This is a genomic window from Methylobacterium sp. 174MFSha1.1, assembly GCF_900116815.1.
In the GTDB taxonomy this organism is placed as follows: Bacteria; Pseudomonadota; Alphaproteobacteria; order Rhizobiales; family Beijerinckiaceae; genus Methylobacterium.
Genome location: NZ_FPCB01000029.1, coordinates 1 through 17,341 on the forward strand (window position 1 = coordinate 1; position 17,341 = coordinate 17,341).

At 71.0% G+C, this 17,341-nt stretch carries 14 protein-coding genes and 1 pseudogene; 5 read left to right on the forward strand and 10 right to left on the reverse strand.

What is annotated here, in order from left to right; all coding sequences use genetic code 11:
* Both BM430_RS23380 and BM430_RS23385 read right to left on the reverse strand, forming a co-directional pair.
* Positions 1–228: pseudogene (locus tag BM430_RS23380) on the reverse strand (IS110 family transposase); the annotation flags it as partial.
* Between the two features lie 242 nt (positions 229–470).
* Positions 471–1,604 (reverse strand): glycosyltransferase family 61 protein, encoded by a 1,134-nt coding sequence (locus tag BM430_RS23385; RefSeq protein ID WP_093569650.1) that lies wholly within the window; start codon positions 1,602–1,604, stop codon positions 471–473.
* A 108-nt stretch (positions 1,605–1,712) separates the two neighbouring features.
* Between BM430_RS23385 and uvrC the strand changes: the two genes are divergently transcribed.
* The 4 genes from uvrC (at position 1,713) to BM430_RS23405 (ending at position 6,030) form a co-directional block, all read left to right on the forward strand.
* Positions 1,713–3,764, forward strand: a complete 2,052-nt coding sequence (gene uvrC / locus BM430_RS23390) for an excinuclease ABC subunit UvrC (RefSeq protein ID WP_093569651.1) — start codon at positions 1,713–1,715, stop codon at positions 3,762–3,764.
* Positions 3,765–3,843: 79 nt separating this feature from the next.
* Entirely contained in the window at positions 3,844–4,443 is a 600-nt protein-coding gene (gene pgsA, locus BM430_RS23395) for a CDP-diacylglycerol--glycerol-3-phosphate 3-phosphatidyltransferase (RefSeq protein WP_177303149.1), read from the forward strand.
* A gap of 8 nt (positions 4,444–4,451) precedes the next feature.
* On the forward strand, positions 4,452–4,703 hold the full coding sequence (gene moaD / locus BM430_RS23400; protein WP_093569652.1) for a molybdopterin converting factor subunit 1: 252 nt from the start codon (positions 4,452–4,454) through the stop codon (positions 4,701–4,703).
* A gap of 280 nt (positions 4,704–4,983) precedes the next feature.
* Complete coding sequence (locus BM430_RS23405) at positions 4,984–6,030, forward strand: DUF3616 domain-containing protein (protein ID WP_143132108.1); 1,047 nt, start codon at positions 4,984–4,986, stop codon at positions 6,028–6,030.
* 8 nt (positions 6,031–6,038) lie between these two features.
* Here the strand turns inward: BM430_RS23405 and BM430_RS23410 are convergent, their stop codons facing one another.
* From BM430_RS23410 to BM430_RS23445, 8 genes are all read right to left on the reverse strand, one after another.
* On the reverse strand, positions 6,039–6,968 hold the full coding sequence (locus BM430_RS23410) for a metal ABC transporter solute-binding protein, Zn/Mn family (protein WP_093569653.1): 930 nt from the start codon (positions 6,966–6,968) through the stop codon (positions 6,039–6,041).
* Positions 6,969–7,410: 442 nt separating this feature from the next.
* Positions 7,411–10,158, reverse strand: a complete 2,748-nt coding sequence (locus tag BM430_RS23415; protein ID WP_093569654.1) for a phosphoenolpyruvate carboxylase — start codon at positions 10,156–10,158, stop codon at positions 7,411–7,413.
* 102 nt (positions 10,159–10,260) lie between these two features.
* Positions 10,261–11,160, reverse strand: a complete 900-nt coding sequence (sucD, locus tag BM430_RS23420) for a succinate--CoA ligase subunit alpha (RefSeq protein WP_093569655.1) — start codon at positions 11,158–11,160, stop codon at positions 10,261–10,263.
* 13 nt (positions 11,161–11,173) lie between these two features.
* Entirely contained in the window at positions 11,174–12,343 is a 1,170-nt protein-coding gene (locus BM430_RS23425) for a malate--CoA ligase subunit beta (protein ID WP_093569656.1), read from the reverse strand.
* A 219-nt stretch (positions 12,344–12,562) separates the two neighbouring features.
* Entirely contained in the window at positions 12,563–13,192 is a 630-nt protein-coding gene (gene fchA, locus BM430_RS23430) for a methenyltetrahydrofolate cyclohydrolase (protein ID WP_093569657.1), read from the reverse strand.
* Entirely contained in the window at positions 13,192–14,052 is an 861-nt protein-coding gene (locus tag BM430_RS23435; RefSeq protein WP_093569658.1) for an NADP-dependent methylenetetrahydromethanopterin/methylenetetrahydrofolate dehydrogenase, read from the reverse strand. Before BM430_RS23435 ends, fchA begins: the two co-directional genes overlap by 1 nt.
* Positions 14,053–14,132: 80 nt before the next feature.
* On the reverse strand, positions 14,133–15,071 hold the full coding sequence (locus BM430_RS23440; protein ID WP_093569659.1) for a D-2-hydroxyacid dehydrogenase: 939 nt from the start codon (positions 15,069–15,071) through the stop codon (positions 14,133–14,135).
* Between the two features lie 277 nt (positions 15,072–15,348).
* Positions 15,349–16,539, reverse strand: a complete 1,191-nt coding sequence (locus BM430_RS23445; RefSeq protein ID WP_093569660.1) for an aminotransferase class V-fold PLP-dependent enzyme — start codon at positions 16,537–16,539, stop codon at positions 15,349–15,351.
* Between the two features lie 446 nt (positions 16,540–16,985).
* Between BM430_RS23445 and BM430_RS23450 the strand changes: the two genes are divergently transcribed.
* Entirely contained in the window at positions 16,986–17,300 is a 315-nt protein-coding gene (locus BM430_RS23450) for a hypothetical protein (protein ID WP_244539633.1), read from the forward strand.
* Positions 17,301–17,341 lie beyond the last annotated feature (41 nt).

Consider the following 17,341-nt stretch of genomic DNA (forward strand, 5'->3'; position numbering starts at 1 on the left):
CGGCAGCAGGCGCACCTCGTGGCCCAGAGCCCGGATCTGGCGCGCCCAGTGATGGGCGGTGGCGCAGGCCTCCATCGCCACGATGGTGGCGGGGATCTTCTTGAGCGCCGGCAGCAGCTTGTCGCGCGAGACGCGCTCGGTGCTCACCACGGCGCCCTGCGCGTCCTGGGCCTCGAACTGGAAGACGGACTTGGCGATGTCCAGGCCGATGATGCTAATCTGCGTCACGGACGGTCTCCTCGGTTGGGTGTCAGACGACCTCAACCTGGCACTTATGATGCCGGCGGGGGCCGTCCACCCCAACATCCCGGGGCTCGCCGAAGGCGAGAATCCGGGATCCATAACCGCTGACGTTCCAAGATTAAGGCTACAAGCGTTCCACCTCATCCGGCGCCGTCGGCGGTTATGGATCCCGGGTTCCGCTGTCGCGGCCCCGGGATGACTCGGAGGGGTGGGGATCGTCGCCAGAATTACGCAGTCCAGCGCCCGGCCATCCACCCGAGCCGCGACCACGCCGCCGACAGTACGCCCGGCCCCTGATCCGGCATGGCCGCCATCCTGGCGATCCCCCGCAGCAGCCCGTCCGCGGCGGCGCGCGGGTCGGCGAGGGCCTGCTGGCTGCCGAAGGCGCCCGGCTCCGCCTCCGCCGTGCCGGGCTGATGGAGGTAGGTCACCGCGTTGCCGCAGAGCGCGTCGACGAGCAGGAAGGTCGGGTTGATCACCGGGCCGGGGCTCAGCGCCAGCACCCGCCGGCCGGGCGGCGCGAACAGAGCGGTGTGCAGGGCCGAACCGAGCGAGCCGGCGACGACCCGCCGGCGGGCGAAGAGCCGGACCTGCTCGGCAAAACTCATCGCCTCCGGGTGCAGGATCTCGACGCCCTCCCGGGCCAGGATCTCGGTCACCGCCTCCTCGTTGGCGAAGCGGCGCACCCCGCCGGCGAGCCGCGTCTTGGCGAGGTAGGCCGGGCGGTCGTCGACATCGATCTCGTCCGGGGCGTAGCAGCCCGCCCCGATCTCCCGGCACAGGTCGCGAAACACCGTGTGGGCGAAGCCCTCCTCCTGGAAGGCGGGAGCCGGCACGATCGCGCGGCTCAGGCGCATCGGCGCCTCGAAGGCGTGGATGTCGCGGACCTCGAGGCCGAGCCGCGCCAGGATGTCGACGGCGAAGCGGTAGGGCTGCCACAGGCTCTCATGGGCCGGGGCGTAGCACAGGATCGGCGCTTGGGCCGGGATAGGCGCTTGGGCCGGGATCGGCATCTGGGCCCGCGCCCGCAGCAGCGGCCAGAACCGCGGCAGGGTGGTGACAAGGAAGTGCCCGTAATGCAGGTGGGCGCCGCCGAGGAACAGGTAGGTCTCCTCCGGCGCGTGCGGGACGATCGCCGGCAGATCCTGCGGCCAGTCGGTGCGCTGCCAGGACGGCGTGGTCCCGGGACCCCGGTAATCCACGCTCTCGGGGATGAAGCGGCGCGCGGCGTCGAACAGGGAAGAGGGTTGGCCCCGCGCCTCGCTGTGCGGCAGGTAGAGGACGTCCTCGACGATCCGCACCGCCGGCAGGTCGGTCCGGAGACGCGGGATCCGGGGCGTTCGGCAGGCGCGGAGCGTCATGCGGGGCGGGGTGTCACGGGGGCGGTCCTTCGGCGCGGGCGTCGGGTAAGCCTTTTAGCGCCCGGACGCGGTCTTTCCAGCGGCGGGAAGGCCGCCTACATCGCCCCTATGAGCCGACAGCCTGGGAACGACGTGCCGCCCGACGCCCTCGACACGATCGAGGACGACGACGAGGCGGTGGACGCCCTCGACACCGCCCCCGAGATCGACTTCGATCTCGATGCCGGCGCCGGCGCGATCCAGGCCGGCACCGCGGTGATCCGCCGGTTCTGGACCACACTGCCGACCTCGCCGGGCGTCTACCGGATGTTCGACGCCAAGGGCGACGTGCTCTACGTCGGCAAGGCCAAGAACCTGAAGAACCGGGTCGGCTCCTACGCGCGGGGCCAGGCGCACACCAACCGCATCGCCCGGATGATCGCCGAGACGGCCTCGATGGAGTTCGTCACCACGGCGACCGAGACCGAGGCGCTGCTGCTCGAAGCCAACCTCATCAAGCAGCTGAAGCCCCGCTTCAACGTGCTGATGCGGGACGACAAGTCCCTGCCCTACATCCTGCTCACCGCCGATTCCGACGCGCCGCAGCTCGTCAAGCATCGCGGGGCGCGGCGGCGGGCAGGGCACTATTACGGTCCCTTCGCCAGCGTCTGGGCGGTGAACCGCACGGTCAACGCGCTCCAGCGCGCCTTCCTCTTGCGCTCCTGCTCCGACAGCTACTTCGAGAACCGCACCAGGCCCTGCCTGCTCTACCAGATCAAGCGCTGCTCGGGCCCCTGCACGAACGAGATCTCGGTCGAGGATTACGCCGGCCTCGCGGCGGAGGCGCGGGGTTTTCTCTCGGGCAAGTCCAACGCCGTGAAGGAGCGCATGGCCGCCGAGATGCAGGCCGCCTCCGACGCCTGGGAGTTCGAGAAGGCGGCGCGCTACCGCGACCGCATCGCCGCGCTCGCCGCCATCCAGGGCGTGCAGGGCGTGAACACGCAGGGCATCGAGGAGGCCGACGTCTTCGCCCTCGACGAGCAGGCCGGCCAGTTCTGCATCGAGGTGTTCTTCTTCCGCAACTGGCAGAACTGGGGCAACCGGGCCTACTTCCCGAAGGCCGACCGCAGCATGAGCCCGGCTGAGGTGCTGGCCTCGTTCCTGGCCCAGTTCTACGACGACAAGCCGGCGCCCCGCCTCGTGCTGACCTCGCACGAGATCGAGGATGCGGAGCTGGTCGCCGCCGCGCTTTCGACCCGGGCCGAGAACCGGGTCGAGATCCACACCCCGAAGCGCGCTGAGCGCAAGAACCTCGTCGACTACGCCGCCCGCAACGCCCGCGAGGCGTTGGGCCGGCGCCTCGCCGACACCGCCTCGCAGGGCAAGCTGCTCGCCGCTTTGGGCACGTCGTTCAACCTCGCCGCGGCGCCGCGGCGGATCGAGGTCTACGACAACTCGCACATCATGGGGACGAACGCGGTCGGCGCGATGATCGTCGCCGGCCCCACCGGCTTCATGAAGACCCACTATCGGACCTTCACCATCAAGTCCGAGGAGGTGAAGCCCGGCGACGATTACGGCATGATGCGCGAGGTGCTGCAGCGCCGCTTCGCGCGCCTGGTCAAGGAGCATCCGCGCACCAAGGCGGAAGCCGCGATCGCCGCCGCCGAGGGCGGGCCGGCGGAGCCGGAGCCGGCGCCCGATCCGGCCGATATCGAGGCGTTTCCGGCCTGGCCCGACCTGGTGCTGATCGACGGCGGCCGCGGCCAGCTCGAAGCGGCGCGCAAGGCCCTCGACGAGGTCGGGGTGACCGACGTGCCGCTCGTCGGCATCGCCAAGGGGCGCGACCGGGATGCCGGCCGCGAGACCTTCTTCGTGCCCGGCCAGGCGCCGTTCCGGCTGCCGCCGCGGGACCCGACGCTCTACTTCGTCCAGCGCCTGCGCGACGAGGCCCACCGCTTCGCCATCGGGGCGCATCGGGCCAAGCGCAAGCGCGAGATGGTGAAGAACCCCCTCGACGAGATCCCGGGGGTGGGGCCGACCCGCAAGCGCGCCCTCCTGCACCATTTCGGGACGGTGAAGGCGATCGAGCGGGCCGCCCTGGAGGATCTCGCCAAGGCGCCCGGCGTCAATGCCGCCACCGCCCGGGCGGTCTACGACTTCTTCCACGCCGATGCGTGACGAATCGCCGATGCGTGACGTCGAGTCCGGGCCGAGTTCGGTTGACGCCCCCTCCCCCCGCGTGGTTTCACCGACGGTGATGACCATGGTCGTACCCCGGCGCCGCTCGACGGCCCTGAACCTCGCGAACCTCCTGACCTACGGCCGCCTGGTCGCGGTGCCGGTGGTGGTGGCGCTGCTGTTCTGGCCGCAGGACGACACCGCGCGCTGGATCGCCGTCGCGGTCTTCGTCGCTGCCGCGATCACCGACTATCTCGACGGCTACGTCGCCCGCACCTATGCCCAGAGTTCGGCGCTCGGGCGGATGCTCGACCCGATCGCCGACAAGCTGCTCGTCGCCGCGAGCCTGCTGATGCTCTGCGCCGACGGGACGATCCGCGGCTGGTCGCTCTGGGCGGCGATCGTGATCCTGTGCCGCGAGATCCTGGTCTCGGGGCTCCGCGAGTACCTGGCCGAGCTGAAGGTCGGCGTGCCGGTGAGCCGGGTCGCCAAGTGGAAGACCGCGGTGCAGCTCGTGGCCCTCGGCGTGCTGATCGCCGGCCCCGCCGGCGAGCGGGTGCTGCCGGGCAACGGCACGCTCGGGCTCGTGCTGCTCTGGCTCGCCGCGGCGCTGACGCTCTACACGGGCTACGACTACATGCGCTCCGGCATCCGCCACGTCATCGACGACGAGAGATGAGCCCCCCGATGAAGCTCGTCTATTTCGCCTGGGTCCGCGAGCGGATCGGCCGCCCGGAAGAGACCCTCGACCTGCCGCCGGAGGTGGCGACGGTCGCCGACCTCGTCGCCTGGCTGAGAGGCCGCGGCGAGGAATACGCCTACGCCTTCGAGACCGACGGCGTGGTCCGCGCCGCCGTCGACCGGGTCCATGCCAAGCCCGGGACGGCGCTCGCCGGCGCGAGCGAGGTGGCGTTCTTCCCGCCGATGACCGGCGGGTGAGAGGCGGACCGCCGAGGTTCTGTCCCTCAGCGAGGCGCCTTCCCTTCGCAGCAACAGCCTCGTCTCCCTCCGCGTCATCCCGGGGCCGCGCAGCGGAACCCGGGATCCAGAACCGCGGAGCGTGCAGACTGAGACGGAACGCCGCCAGCCTCTTCCTGAACCATCCGAGGTTCTGGATCCCGGGCTCCGCTACGCGGCCCCGGGATGACCCTGAGAGTCGTTGGTCGGGGCGCCCATCCGACCGGCTTCCGCATTTCGACCGGATACCGAGAGACCCCCGATGCCCCGCCCCCTGCCGCTCCTCGCGCTCCTGGTCTCGTCCCTCGCGGTCTCCGCCGCCTCGGCCGAGCCGGTGAAGGTCGGGCCATTGCTGGAGCATCGCGGGATGTGCGAGGCCTCGGGCGCGGTGCCGTATCCGCGCGGGAGCTTCGGTGACCGGTTCCTGGTGGTCGACGACGAATCGACGGTGGTGATGCTCTACCGGGCCGGCGCGAGCGGCGACGCGCTGCCGCTCAGCGGTGCCGACCTGGGTCCGCAGCTCGGCCTCGCGCCGGAGGACCGCAAGGCCGACCTCGAATCCGCGACCTGGCTCGGCTCCGACCTCTACGTGCTCGGCTCGCACAGCCGCCGGCGCGGCGGCAAGCAGAGCCCCGGCCGCGGCCGCCTCGCCGCCGTGACGGTGACGGACACCGGCGGCGCCCCCGGCCTCGCCCCGAAGGGCCGCGCGGTGAAGGGACTGCCGCAGGCCTTCGCCGCCCTGTCGCCGCTGTTCGCGGCGCGGATCGGCCTCGACGTGGCGGCCCGGGACGATCTCGACCCCAAGCGCAAAGGCTTCAACATCGAGGGGATGGCGCCGCGGCCGGACGGCAGGTCGCTCTGGCTCGGCCTGCGCAACCCCCTCGACACCGATGCCAACGCCCTGCTGGTGCCGCTGGAGAACCCGGCCGAGGCGGTGGCCGGCGCCGCCCCGCGCCTCGGCACCCCGGTCGCCCTGGATCTCAAGGGCCGCGGCATCCGGGACATCGCCTACGCGCCGCAGGCCAGGGCCTACTTCATCCTGGCGGGCGGGGCCGGCGGCGGCGGCGAACCGTTCGACCTCTACCGCTGGTCGGGCGATCCGGCGGACAAGCCCGCGCGGGTCGAGGGCGCCGCCGCGGCCTTCGCGCCGATTCCCGACTTCCAGCCCGAGGCCCTGCTGGTCGGCCCGGCCGGCGACCGGGTCCAGGTGCTGAGCGACGACGGCGAGGCCCTCGGCTCCGACGGCAAGCCCTGCGAGGAGTCCCGGGACGGCAAGCGGTTCCGGAGCCTGACGCTCGACCTGAGGTGAGGCGCACCTCAGGTCCCCAAAGCCGCCACGAACTCCTTCACGTTGTGGCGCATCATCTCGAGATAGGTCGGCGCGGGGCCGCCGGGCTCGGACAGGGCGTCGGAGAAGACCCGGCCGCCCGCCTTGGCGCCGCCCTCGCGGGCGATCTGCTGCATCAGCCGCGGATCGGAGATGTTCTCGAGGAACACCGCCGGGATCTTGTCGCGGCGGACCTGCCGCACGATCGCCGCGACGTCGCGGGCGGTGGCCTCGCTCTGGCTCGACACGCCCTGCGGGGCGAGGAAGCGCAGGCCATAGGCCTTGGCGAAGTACCCGAAGGCGTCGTGGGTGGTGACGATGCGCCGGCGCGCCTCCGGAATGCCGGCGACCGCCTTGCGCACCTCGGCCTCGAGGGTGTCGAGCTGCGCGAGGTAGGCCGTGGCGTTGGCCTGGTAGGCCGCCCTGCCCTCGGGATCGGCGCTCGCCAACCCGTCGCGGATATTGGCGACGTAGGTCCGGGTATTGGCGACGTTCTGCCAGGCATGCGGATCGGCGGCATGGGCGTGACCGTGGCCGTCGTCCTCCTCCTCGATCGGGACGATGCCCTTCGCAGCGACGACGACCTTGGCCTTGGTGCCGGAGGCCTTGATCAGCCGGTCGATCCAGCCCTCGAAGCCGAGGCCGTTCACCACCACGAGCCGCGCGGCCGCAACGGCCTGGGCGTCCGCCGGGGCCGGCACGAAGCTGTGCGCGTCGCCGTTCGGCCCGACGAGGGTGGCGACGGCCACCCGCGATCCCCCGACCTGCCGCACGAGATCGCCGAGGATCGAGAAGGTCGCCACCACACGGACGGGCTCTTGCCTGGCGGGTTCTTGCCCGGCGGGTTCTTGCGCCCGCGCCGGGGCGATCCAGGCGAGGCCCAGAGCCAGCAGCAGCGTTCCGATTCCAAGCCTGCCCATCACCACAATCCCTCGCTCGACGACGCGCCTCACCTAGGCCGGCGCGAGAGAGATTGCAACATTGTTACATTGTTGGTCGGGCGGGAGTCTGCCGCGGAGTTAACCTGGAGCGAGGACAGGGCGGGGCGGCGCGTCCAGGGTCGCGGCCGTCACGCCGTTCCTGCCGCTCCCGCTCGGACGGTGTCACCGGCGGGCCGGACCATCATGCGCGAGCGGGATGCCCCGGCCCGCTGCTCTCTTCCGGCGCAGTCTTGTCCAGTCGCAGCAACGTCCCCAGCAGCCAGGCACAGGCGTGAGCATGCCGAGCGGGTCTCTCAAGCCGCCCTTTCCCGGACGACTGCAGCGTCAGCGGAGGGAGATCCAGGAAAGGGGTGGGGCAAACCGGAACCGCTTGCCCAACAAGGAGTGCCCCCAGTCACTGCCGTGAAGCCCGCTCGCCCCTTCACCCCGTCGCCCCGAACCCGGTGGCGACGCAGTTGATCGACAGGAGCAGGGCGGATTTCAACGCCTCGCGCGCCGTCTCGTCGGTCTCGGCGCGGAAGCGGCGCAGGAGGTTCACCTGCTCGCGGCTGACCTGGTTGAGCACCGGCAGCCGCTCGGCGAGGCGGCCGCGGTAGAGCGGGAAGCGCTCGGCGAGGGTGCGGTCGCCGCTCACCGCGAGGGCCATGGCGCAGGTGAGCCGGTACTCGGCCTCGATCATCGCAAGGACCGTCCCGCGCGCGCCCTCGTCCGGACACAGGCCGGCGAAGTCGCGGGCGATGTCGAGATCGACGGTGAGGAGGGTCTTCTCGACCTCGTCCATGATCAGGCGGAACAGCGGCGACTCCGAGAACATCCGCCGCAGCAGCGCCCCGCCGGCCTCCCCCCGCACGTCGAGGAGGCTCTTCAACCCGCTGCCGACCCCGTACCAGCCGGTGATGCCGTGCCGGTTCTGGCTCCAGGCGAAGACCCAGGGGATCGCCCGCAGGTCGGCGAGGCTGCGGGCGCCGAAGCGGCGGGCCGGGCGCGAGCCGATATTGAGGAGCGCAATCTCATCGAGCGGGCTCGCGGCGCCGAAATAGGTCACGAGGTCCGGGTGGGTCAGGAGCCGGGCATAGGCCGCCCGCGAGGCACCGGACAACGCCTCCATCGCGTCGTCGAATTCCGGGTTCGCCGCAGGAATCCCGGGGGCCGCGCCGTCGAGGGCGTGGGCGAGGACCGCGGAGGCCAGAAGCTCCATCTGGTAGGCGGCGGTGCCGCGGTTGGCATACTTGAACGACACCACCTCGCCCTGCTCGGTGGTGCGGAACCGGCCGCGGATCGAGCCCGGCGGCTGCGCGGCGATGGCCCGGGCGGTCGGCGCGCCGCCCCGGCTGACCGAGCCGCCGCGGCCGTGGAAGAACGCGATGCCGATCCCCGCCTGCTCGCCGACCTGGGTCAGGAGCCGTTGCGCCTTCGCCAGCTCCCAGTTCGAGGCGACGAAGCCGCCGTCCTTGTTCGAATCCGAGTAGCCGATCATCACCTCCTGCACCCCGCCCTGCTGGCGGGCGGAGCGGCGGACCACCGGCACCTTGAGCAGCGCCCGCATGATCGCCGGCGCGGCGCGCAGGTCGTCGATGGTCTCGAACAGGGGCACGATCGGCAGCGGACAGATCTCGGTCCCCGCCGCGTCGAGGAACACGCCGGCGGTCTTCGCCAGCAGGTAGACGCCCAGGATGTCGGGCACCGAATGGGTCATCGACAGGACGAAGGCGCCGAACGCCTCGCGGTCGAGGCTGCCGCGCATCTCGGCCACCAGCCGGAAGGTCGCGAGCGTCTCCTGGGCCTCCTCGGGCAGGCCCGAGAGGTCGGGCGGGTCGTCGAGGGGACGGGCGAGTTCGGCCTCCAGCCATTGCGTCCAGGCCGGGGCGTCGACGTCCGGCGGCTCGCCCTGATGGGTCCGGTGCCACAGCGCCTGGAGCGCCCGGGTGGTGCGGGTGGTGTTCTCGCGGATGTCGAGCCGCACGGTCGAGAAGCGGAAGATCTCGACCATCCGGCGCACCGGCCGCACCCGGTTGGCGGCGAGCGGCGGGCAGCCCGCGGCGGAGAGACCCTCCTCCAGGGCGCGCAGGTCGGCGATCAGCGCGTCGGCGTCGGCGTAGCCGGGACCCGTGGGATCCTGTCCGGGCTCGTCCTCCAGCCCGGTGATCGTCGCGGCGAGCCGCCGGCTCAGGCAGGTCAGGAACTGGCGGTAGGGCTCGCCCGGGTTGCGCCGCGCGATTCGCCCTCCGTCCGGCTGGAGCGCGAGCTGGCCTTCGAGCGCGGCCGCGAAACCGCCGGTGACCGGCAGGGCGCGGGCGCTGATCGAGAGGGTGCGGGCGAGCCCGTCGATGCGATCGCGGTAGCGCCGGAGGCTGGCGAGCGCGTTCTGCCGGAGCGTCCGCCGCGTCACCTCGGCGGTGACGAAGGGGTTGCCGTCCCGGTCGCCGCCGATCCACGAGCCGAACTGGAAGAAGGCCGGCACCTCGACCTGCGCGCCCGGATAGGCGCTTCCCAGCGCCTCCTCCAGGGAGGCCAGTGTCTCGGGCAACATCTCGAACAGGGTCTCGTCGAAGAAGTGCAGCCCCCAGGCCACCTCCCGGTCGACGGTCGGCTTCTCGAGATGCAGCTCCCCGGTCATCCAGACCAGCTCGATCTCGTCGCGCAGGTCGTCCATCAGGGCCTGGCGCTCGCGCTCGGTCCAGCGCGGCATCTCCAGTTCCTTCAGGATCAGGTAGATCCGCCGGAATTTCTCCAGCACCGTGACCCGCTTGGCCTCGGTCGGGTGGGCCGTCAGGGTCGGGCGCACGCGCAGCGACGCCAGCAGCGCGTGGACGGTCTCCGCCGGCACGCCGCGCGCGGCGGCGCGGGCGAGGACGGCGCTGAACGAGTTCTTCAGCCGGTCGCGCCCGGCCTCGCGCTCGACGTGGCGGCGCCGGCGCATCGCGGTGTTCTGCTCGGCGATGGCGATCAGCTGGAACCAGATGCCCCGGACCTGCAGCGCCCGGGCGGTCAGTTCCGGCGACAGGCCGGCGATGTCCGCCTGCCCGCGCAACACCGCCTCCAGCTCCGGCTGGTGGCGCCGGCAGACATCGACGAGAGACCGGAACAGCACGTCGAGGGCGACCCGGTCGTCGGTGCCGGTGATGAGCGGCGGGACGAAGGGGGATTCGGGGATGGGGGTGTGGATCATCGGAGGGCTCCCCGTGGGGATCGAGGGAGGGATTTTTCGATGCGCGCGCTGTCTCCCCTCTCCCGAGTGGGAGAGGGGATCCCGCGGCTTGTGAGCGGGTGCTCACGCCGCCTTGCGCCGCTCCGCCATCACCTGCGCCATGGTGGTGCCGAAGGCGCCCGGGCTCGGCGCCACGGTGAGGCCGAAGGAGCGCATGATCTCGGCCTTCTCGGCGGCGCTGTCGCCGGCGGCCGAGATGATCGCGCCGGCATGTCCCATCTTGCGGCCCTTGGGCGCCGTGAGCCCGGCGACGAAGCCGACCACGGGCTTCCTCATGTTGGCCTGGATCCAGGCGGCGGCCTCGGCCTCCTGCGGCCCGCCGATCTCGCCGATCATCAGCACGGCGGCGGTGTCGGGGTCCGCCTCGAACAGGGCGAGGTGGTCGAGGAAGGACGAGCCGTTGATCGGGTCGCCGCCGATGCCGACCGAGGTCGAGATGCCGAGGCCCACCGCCTTCATCTGCGCAGCGGCCTCGTATCCGAGGGTGCCTGACCGGGAGATCACCCCGATATTTCCTTTCAGGTAGATGTGGCCCGGCATGATGCCGAGCATCGCCTTGCCGGGGGAGATGATGCCGGCGCAGTTCGGCCCCACCACCATCGGCCGGCGCTCCTTCGGGTAGCGCCGCAGGTAGCGCTTGACCCGCATCATGTCCTGGGCCGGAATCCCGTCGGTGATCGAGCAGATCAGCCGGATGCCGGCATCCGCCGCCTCCATGATGGCGTCGGCGGCAAACGGCGGGGCGACGAAGGTGATGCTCGCCTCGGCCCCCGTCTCCTGCACCGCCTGGCGCACGGTGTCGAAGACCGGCACGCCGTGCTCGGTGCGCCCGCCCTTGCCCGGGGTGACGCCGGCGACGACTGTGCCGCCGTACTCGATCATCTCACGGGCGTGGAAGCTGCCCTTGTCCCCGGTGATGCCCTGGACCAGGATCCGGGTCGTCTCGTCGATCAGGATGCTCATCGGACGCCTCTCCTCAGTTTTGGGTGCGGATGGCGGCCACCGCCTTCTCGGCGGCCTCCGTCAGGGTGTCGGCGGTGATGAGGTCGAGGCCGCTCTTCTCCAGGATCGCCTTGCCGGCCTCGACGTTGGTGCCGGCGAGCCGCACCACCAGCGGCACGCCGATCTTCACCTCGCGGGCGGCCTGGACGACGCCCTCGGCGATCCAGTCGCAGCGGTTGATGCCCGCGAAGATGTTAACCAGGATCGCCCGCACGTTCGGGTCGGAGAGGACGAGGCGGAAGGCCGTCGCGACCCGTTGCGGCGAGGCGCCGCCGCCGACGTCGAGGAAGTTCGCCGGCTCGCCGCCGGCATGCTTGATCATGTCCATGGTCGCCATGGCGAGGCCGGCGCCGTTGACGATGCAGCCGATCTCGCCGTCGAGACCGATGTAGTTCAGGTTGTGCTCGGCGGCCTGGGCCTCGCGCGGGTCGCTCTGCGAGGGATCGTGCATGTCCGCGATGTTGCGGCGCCGGAACAGGGCGTTGTCGTCGAAGGACATCTTGGCGTCGAGCGCCAGCACCCGGTCGTCCCGGGTCACGACCAGCGGGTTGATCTCCAGCATCACGGCGTCGCAATCGCGAAAGGCCCGGTAGGCGCTCATGATCGTCTTCACGGCGGCGCCGACCTGCTTGATGTTGAGGCCGAGCCGGAAGGCCAACTCCCGCGCCTCGAAAGGCTGGAGGCCGACCGCCGGCTCCACCACCACCTGGAGCAAAGCCTCCGGATCGGTCGCGGCGATCTCCTCGATGTCCATGCCGCCGGATTTCGAAGCCACGACCCGCACCCGCTCGACCTTCCGGTCGAGCACGATGCCGAGATAGAGCTCGCGCTCGAACGGGTCGGCAGTCTCGATGTAGACCCGCTGCACCGGCTTGCCCTCGGGGCCGGTCTGGTGGGTGACGAGGCGGCGCCCCAACAGGTCGGTCGCGGCGTCGCGGACCTCGTGGGTGTTGCGGCAGAGCCGGATGCCCCCGGCCTTGCCGCGGGCGCCGGCATGGATCTGCGCCTTCACCGCCCAGTGCCCGCCGCCCAGCTCTGTCGCGGCGTAGACCGCCTGATCCGGGCTGAACGCCACGGCCCCCTTCGGGATCGGCACGCCGAAGCTCGCGAGCAGCTCCTTGGCCTGGTACTCGTGCACGTCCATGGCGTCCTCCTGGGTTTTGGCAAAGGCTCCCTGTTCCGGGCGCGAGGGGATTCCCCGCGCCCGGCTGAAAGCTCGGTGCGTTGCTTTGAGTATTGGGCCCGATTACTTCATCAGGCCCGTGCCGACCTCTAAGCAGATTTGCACGGGGCAACTCTGCTTAGATTCTTGTTTTCGCATCATTTTCGTCGCCGAACCGGTGACCACTTCGGCGAATGATGCTTAGGTCAGCTTCGACTTCACCAGGCCGTAGACCCGCTCGGTCAGGGCGTCGGCCCCGTCGAGCGCGCGGGCGAGATCGGCGAGGCGATCCTCCGCAAAGGTCCGGTCCTCGATGGCCTTGGCGTTCACGTAGACGTTGAGGGCGGCGCTGCGCAGGCCGGCCTGGGCGGCCAGCACCGCGACGCCCGCGTCGCTGACGACGTTGAGGTTGCCGCGCTCGGCGATCCCCTCGCAGAGGTCGATCACCGCCCGGCAGGTCCTGGCGCAGGCGAGCGGCACGTCGGTGGCGAGCCGCAGGGCGTCCTGGATCGCGGCGGCGCGGGCCGCCTTCTCGCCGTCGGTCGCCTTCGGCAAGCCGTAGGCGCCCATCACCGCATTGAAGGCGCTCACGTCCTCGGCGATCATGCCGGTGAGTTCGGCCCGCAAGGCTTCGGCGCGGTCGCGGGTCGCGATCATCTCGGCCTCGACCTCGGCGTACTTCTTCTTGCCGATGGTGAGGTTGCAGACCATCGAGACCAGGGCGGCCCCCATGGCACCGGCAATCGCCGCAGCGCCACCGCCGCCGGGGGTCGGGCGCTCGCTCGCCAGCGCGTCGAGGAAGCCCGGGATGGTATCCTCGGAAGCCGTCATCACGCCATCTCTTTTGCGAGCGCGTAGATCTCTTCCGCGTCGAGGACCAGGTCGGTGCTCTCGAACAGCTTGGCGATGCAGGCCCGGTGCAGCTTGAGCTTCAGGCCCCCGATGCCGAGCGCGCCGAACACGGTCTTGCCGTGGCGCTCCTTGCCCTTGTCGGTCGCCTCGATCCCGCCGAAGCCGAGCGGCGGCTGGGCGTTGTAATCGGCGGTGAAGGCGAGGCTCTTGGCGGATTGCCACTGCGCCTCGGAGACCAGCTCCAGCCCGATCGCTCCGGCCGAGAACGCGACGTCGGCCTCGCTGACCGCCGCACCGCGGGACTCGGCGTCCGGGGTCTCGATCGCCCGGATCGCGACCTTGAACCGGGTCTCGATGGCCTTGGCGGCCTCCTCCGCCTTGGCGAGGTTACGCCCGGCGAGGGTGACGCTGGCGCCTTCCTTGGCGAGGAGCGCCGCCGAGCGCATGCCGACCGGGCCGGTGCCGGCGAGCACCACCGCGTGCTTGCCCTGGAGCGAGCCCGCCGCCTTGGCGACGAGGGCGACGCCCGCCGCCGCGGTGGTGTTCGAGCCGTTCGAATCGAGCATGCACGAGACGCGGAACGGGCCGAAGAAGCGCTTGCGCACCGCCTTGAACACCGCCTCGCCGGCCGCCATGCTGCCGCCGCCGACGAAGATCGCGGTCGATTTCTTCTCCGCTCCGCCGCGGGTGTAGATCGTGCCGTCGACGAGCGCCCCGACGGTCTCGGGGGTGACGTTGGGATAGCCGGTGATGATGTCGGCGCCGCCGTCGTAGCCCACCACCACGTCGAACACGCTGGGCATCGGGTCGGTGTCGAACTGGAACAGGAGTTTCTTCATCGTCGTCCTCTCCGCCGCGGGCGTGTTGCCGGCGCGGGGTATCCATCGGTCGCGATAGCGGGTTAGCGCCCCCGCCCGCCCTACTCCACCACGTTCTGCGGCCGGCCAGCCACGAAAGCCTCGATGTTGTCGATGACCTGGTCGGCGAGGATCTGCATACCCTGCTTGCTCGCCCAGGCGACGTGGGGGGTGATGATGAGGTTCGGCAGGTCGAGGGCGAGCAGCGGGTTGTCGTCCCGCGGCGGCTCGCTGGTCAGCACGTCGAAGCCGGCGCCGCCGATCGTCCCGCCGGTCAGCGCCTCGGCCAGCGCCGCCTCGTCGACGAGGCCGCCGCGGGCGGTGTTGATCAGGATCGCGTCGCGCTTCATCCGCGCCAGTTCGTCCCGGCCGATCATGTTGCGGGTCTCCGGCGTCAGCGGCGCGTGCAGGGTGATCACGTCGCTCTCGCGGATGATCGTGTCGAGGTCGACGAGGCCGGGTTGGGGCATCACGTCGTAGGCGATCACCCGCATGCCGAGTGCTTCGGCCCGCTGGCCGATCGACTTGCCGAGCGCCCCGTAGCCGACGATGCCGAGCGTCGAGCCGGCGACGTCCCGGATCGGGTAGTCGAAGTAGCAGAAGTGCCGCGCCCGCCCCCAGTCGCCGCGCCGGACCGAGTTGGCGTAGGGAACGATCGCCCGGCGGAGCGCGAAGATCAGCCCGATCACGTGCTCCGGCACGGTGTTGAAGGCATAGTTGCGGACATTGACCACCGTGATGCCGCGCGCCTTGGCGGCCGCCTTGTCGACCACGTCGGTGCCGGTGGCGGCGACCGCGATCAGCTTCAGGTCCGGCAGCCGGCTCAGGGTGTCTTCCCGCATCGGCACCTTGTTGATGATGGCGATGTCGGCGCCCTGCAGCCGCGCGACGATCTCCCCGGGCTCCGTCACGGCGTGCTCGACGTAGTCGTGCGGGAAGCTCGGGCGCCGCAGCTCGGCATCCAGGGTCTCGCGGTCGAGGAAGACGATGCGGTGGGACATGTCGGTCTCCGGCACCCCGGTTCGGCGGGGCATGGCACGGCAGAATGGCACGGTGGGTGGGGGTGGGGCAGTTGGTCTAAGGGGCAGAGCGCTCCGCCCTCCCCCCTCTGCGGGGGAGGGTGCCCCGCGGATGCGGGGCGGGAGAGGGGAAGCCGCTTCCGGAGAGGTCGCGACCGTTCTGACGGGCGCCACCTGGACCAACGTCGCGCTGCCCCTCTCCCGGCTCACTGCGTTCGCCACCCTCCCCCGCAGAGGGGGGAGGGAAGAAACCCAATTCTCACTCCCCCACCCACGTCTCCCGAAAGTGCTCCTGCGCCGCCGCGACGCCGCTGCCGGGCTCGATGCGGATGCCGGCGTCGCGCATCGCCATCTCGGCCCCCGAGAGGGCGCCGAGCAGCATCAGCTCGTTGAGGTCGCCGAGATGGCCGATGCGGAAGAGCTTCCCCGCCACCTGCGACAGGCCGGCTCCGAGGGCGAGGTTGTAGCGGCGATAGGCGAGGCTGATCACCTCGGCTCCGTTGATGCCCTCCGGCACCATCACGGCGCTCACGGTGTCCGAGTGCCATTGCGGGTCCTTGGCGCAGAGATTCAGCCCCCAGGCCCGCACCGCCGCGCGGACGCCGTCGGCGAGCCGCCGGTGGCGGGCGAAGACCTGTTCCAGCCCCTCCTCCTCCAGGCAGCGCAGGGCCTCGCGCAGGCCGTAGAGCAGCGGCAGCGGCGGCGTGTAGGGGAAGTAGCCGGTGGCGTTGGCCTTGGTCTGGTCGGAGAACTCGAAATAGGCGCGGCGGCACTCGGCGGTCTTCGCCGCCTCCAGCGCGCGCTTGCTGGCGCAGACGATGCCGAGGCCCGCCGGCAGCATCAGCCCCTTCTGCGATCCGGTGATGGCGCAGTCGACGCCCCACTCGTCGGCCCGGAAGTCGATGCTGCCGATCGACGAGACGCCGTCGACGTAGAGCATCGCCGGGTGGCCCGCCGCGTCGATCGCCCGGCGCACCGCGCCGATATCGGAGGTGACGCCGGTGGCGGTCTCGTTGTGGACCACGAGCACCGCCTTGATCCGGTGCTCGCGGTCGGCCCGTAGGGCCTCCTCGATCCGGGCCGGATCGGCGCCGGTGCCCCAGGCCTCGTCCTGGACCACGACGTCGAGGCCGACCCGCTGGGCGAGGTCGATCCACAGGGTGCTGAACTGGCCGAAGCGCGGCGCCAGCACCCGGTCGCCGGGGGAGAGCGTGTTGGTCAGCGCCGCCTCCCAGGCGCCGGTGCCGCTCGACGGGAACAGGAAGACCTGGCCGTCGCGGGACTTGAAGATCTTCTTCGTTTCCTCGAACAGCGGCAGGACCAGCTCGGGGAAGACGGGCGAGCGATGGTCCTCCATCGGCACGATCATCGCGCGCTGGACCCGCTCCGGCACGTTGGTCGGGCCCGGAACGAAGAGGAAGTTGCGTCCCGGGCGTCTCGATCCAGCCATGGTGTCTCCTCCGGCCCTGCGGGCTGACCCATCCGGACGTGGCGCGCCCGGTGTCGTGAATTGGTTGCGCGCCGCCGGCCATCTCGTGACGGATCGCTCGGATCCGGTCGGCGCGGGCGCGGCAGACCGGAAGAGCAGGCGGCGTCACGCCACCGCCCGCTGCCCCGGATCGCCGTGCCGAGCGAGACTATGCGGGCGCCCGCGCGACAAGGAAAACTGAAAAAACTGAGCCTCACCTTCCAAAAATTTGAAGCCCCCTTGGACAGCTTGGCCGAAAGGGGTAGGCGGCTGCGCCTTCTGCCGCACGGCCTAATCTAGGCTTCGCCGTATCGGCAGTATTGCTCACAAAAGCCGCAAACATTATCGAATGTGATCAGCGGTTCCGATCACGACGGATATGCATCGGCCCAACGATGCAACGGGTCGGACCCGGGGGGAGACTACACATGACCGCGACCAGCGTGGGCTCGGGATTCACACGCGCGCGGCCGCGCACGGTGCGGCGCTGGCCGACCTACAACCTGTTTCGCCGGCGCGCGGAGCCGGACCTGGTCTGCGCGGTGCCGAACGACTTTCCGGTGCCGGCCTTCGTCACCGGCGAGGCCTGGACCTTCGCGGGCAGCATCGACGCCCCGTCCGCGGCGCCGCCCGGCTTCTCGGCCGAGATGGCGGAGCGCGGCGCCGAGACCTGCGGCTTCCACCTGTTCCACCAGCTGCCGGCCGCTGCCGCCACCGTGGACGCGTGGCGGGCCGCCGGATAAGCTTTTTCGTGAGAACCGGAGCCGGGGTTCGCGCATTGTCT

What these genes read in the sequence shown, in the direction of transcription:
- BM430_RS23385 (WP_093569650.1), bottom strand. Translation starts at nt 1,604, where the DNA reads ATGACGCTCCGCGCCTGCCGAACGCCCCGGATCCCGCGTCTCCGGACC.
- uvrC (WP_093569651.1), top strand. Translation starts at nt 1,713, where the DNA reads ATGAGCCGACAGCCTGGGAACGACGTGCCGCCCGACGCCCTCGACACG.
- pgsA (WP_177303149.1), top strand. Translation starts at nt 3,844, where the DNA reads ATGACCATGGTCGTACCCCGGCGCCGCTCGACGGCCCTGAACCTCGCG.
- moaD (WP_093569652.1), top strand. Translation starts at nt 4,452, where the DNA reads ATGAAGCTCGTCTATTTCGCCTGGGTCCGCGAGCGGATCGGCCGCCCG.
- BM430_RS23405 (WP_143132108.1), top strand. Translation starts at nt 4,984, where the DNA reads ATGCCCCGCCCCCTGCCGCTCCTCGCGCTCCTGGTCTCGTCCCTCGCG.
- BM430_RS23410 (WP_093569653.1), bottom strand. Translation starts at nt 6,968, where the DNA reads ATGGGCAGGCTTGGAATCGGAACGCTGCTGCTGGCTCTGGGCCTCGCC.
- BM430_RS23415 (WP_093569654.1), bottom strand. Translation starts at nt 10,158, where the DNA reads ATGATCCACACCCCCATCCCCGAATCCCCCTTCGTCCCGCCGCTCATC.
- sucD (WP_093569655.1), bottom strand. Translation starts at nt 11,160, where the DNA reads ATGAGCATCCTGATCGACGAGACGACCCGGATCCTGGTCCAGGGCATC.
- BM430_RS23425 (WP_093569656.1), bottom strand. Translation starts at nt 12,343, where the DNA reads ATGGACGTGCACGAGTACCAGGCCAAGGAGCTGCTCGCGAGCTTCGGC.
- fchA (WP_093569657.1), bottom strand. Translation starts at nt 13,192, where the DNA reads ATGACGGCTTCCGAGGATACCATCCCGGGCTTCCTCGACGCGCTGGCG.
- BM430_RS23435 (WP_093569658.1), bottom strand. Translation starts at nt 14,052, where the DNA reads ATGAAGAAACTCCTGTTCCAGTTCGACACCGACCCGATGCCCAGCGTG.
- BM430_RS23440 (WP_093569659.1), bottom strand. Translation starts at nt 15,071, where the DNA reads ATGTCCCACCGCATCGTCTTCCTCGACCGCGAGACCCTGGATGCCGAG.
- BM430_RS23445 (WP_093569660.1), bottom strand. Translation starts at nt 16,539, where the DNA reads ATGGCTGGATCGAGACGCCCGGGACGCAACTTCCTCTTCGTTCCGGGC.
- BM430_RS23450 (WP_244539633.1), top strand. Translation starts at nt 16,986, where the DNA reads ATGACCGCGACCAGCGTGGGCTCGGGATTCACACGCGCGCGGCCGCGC.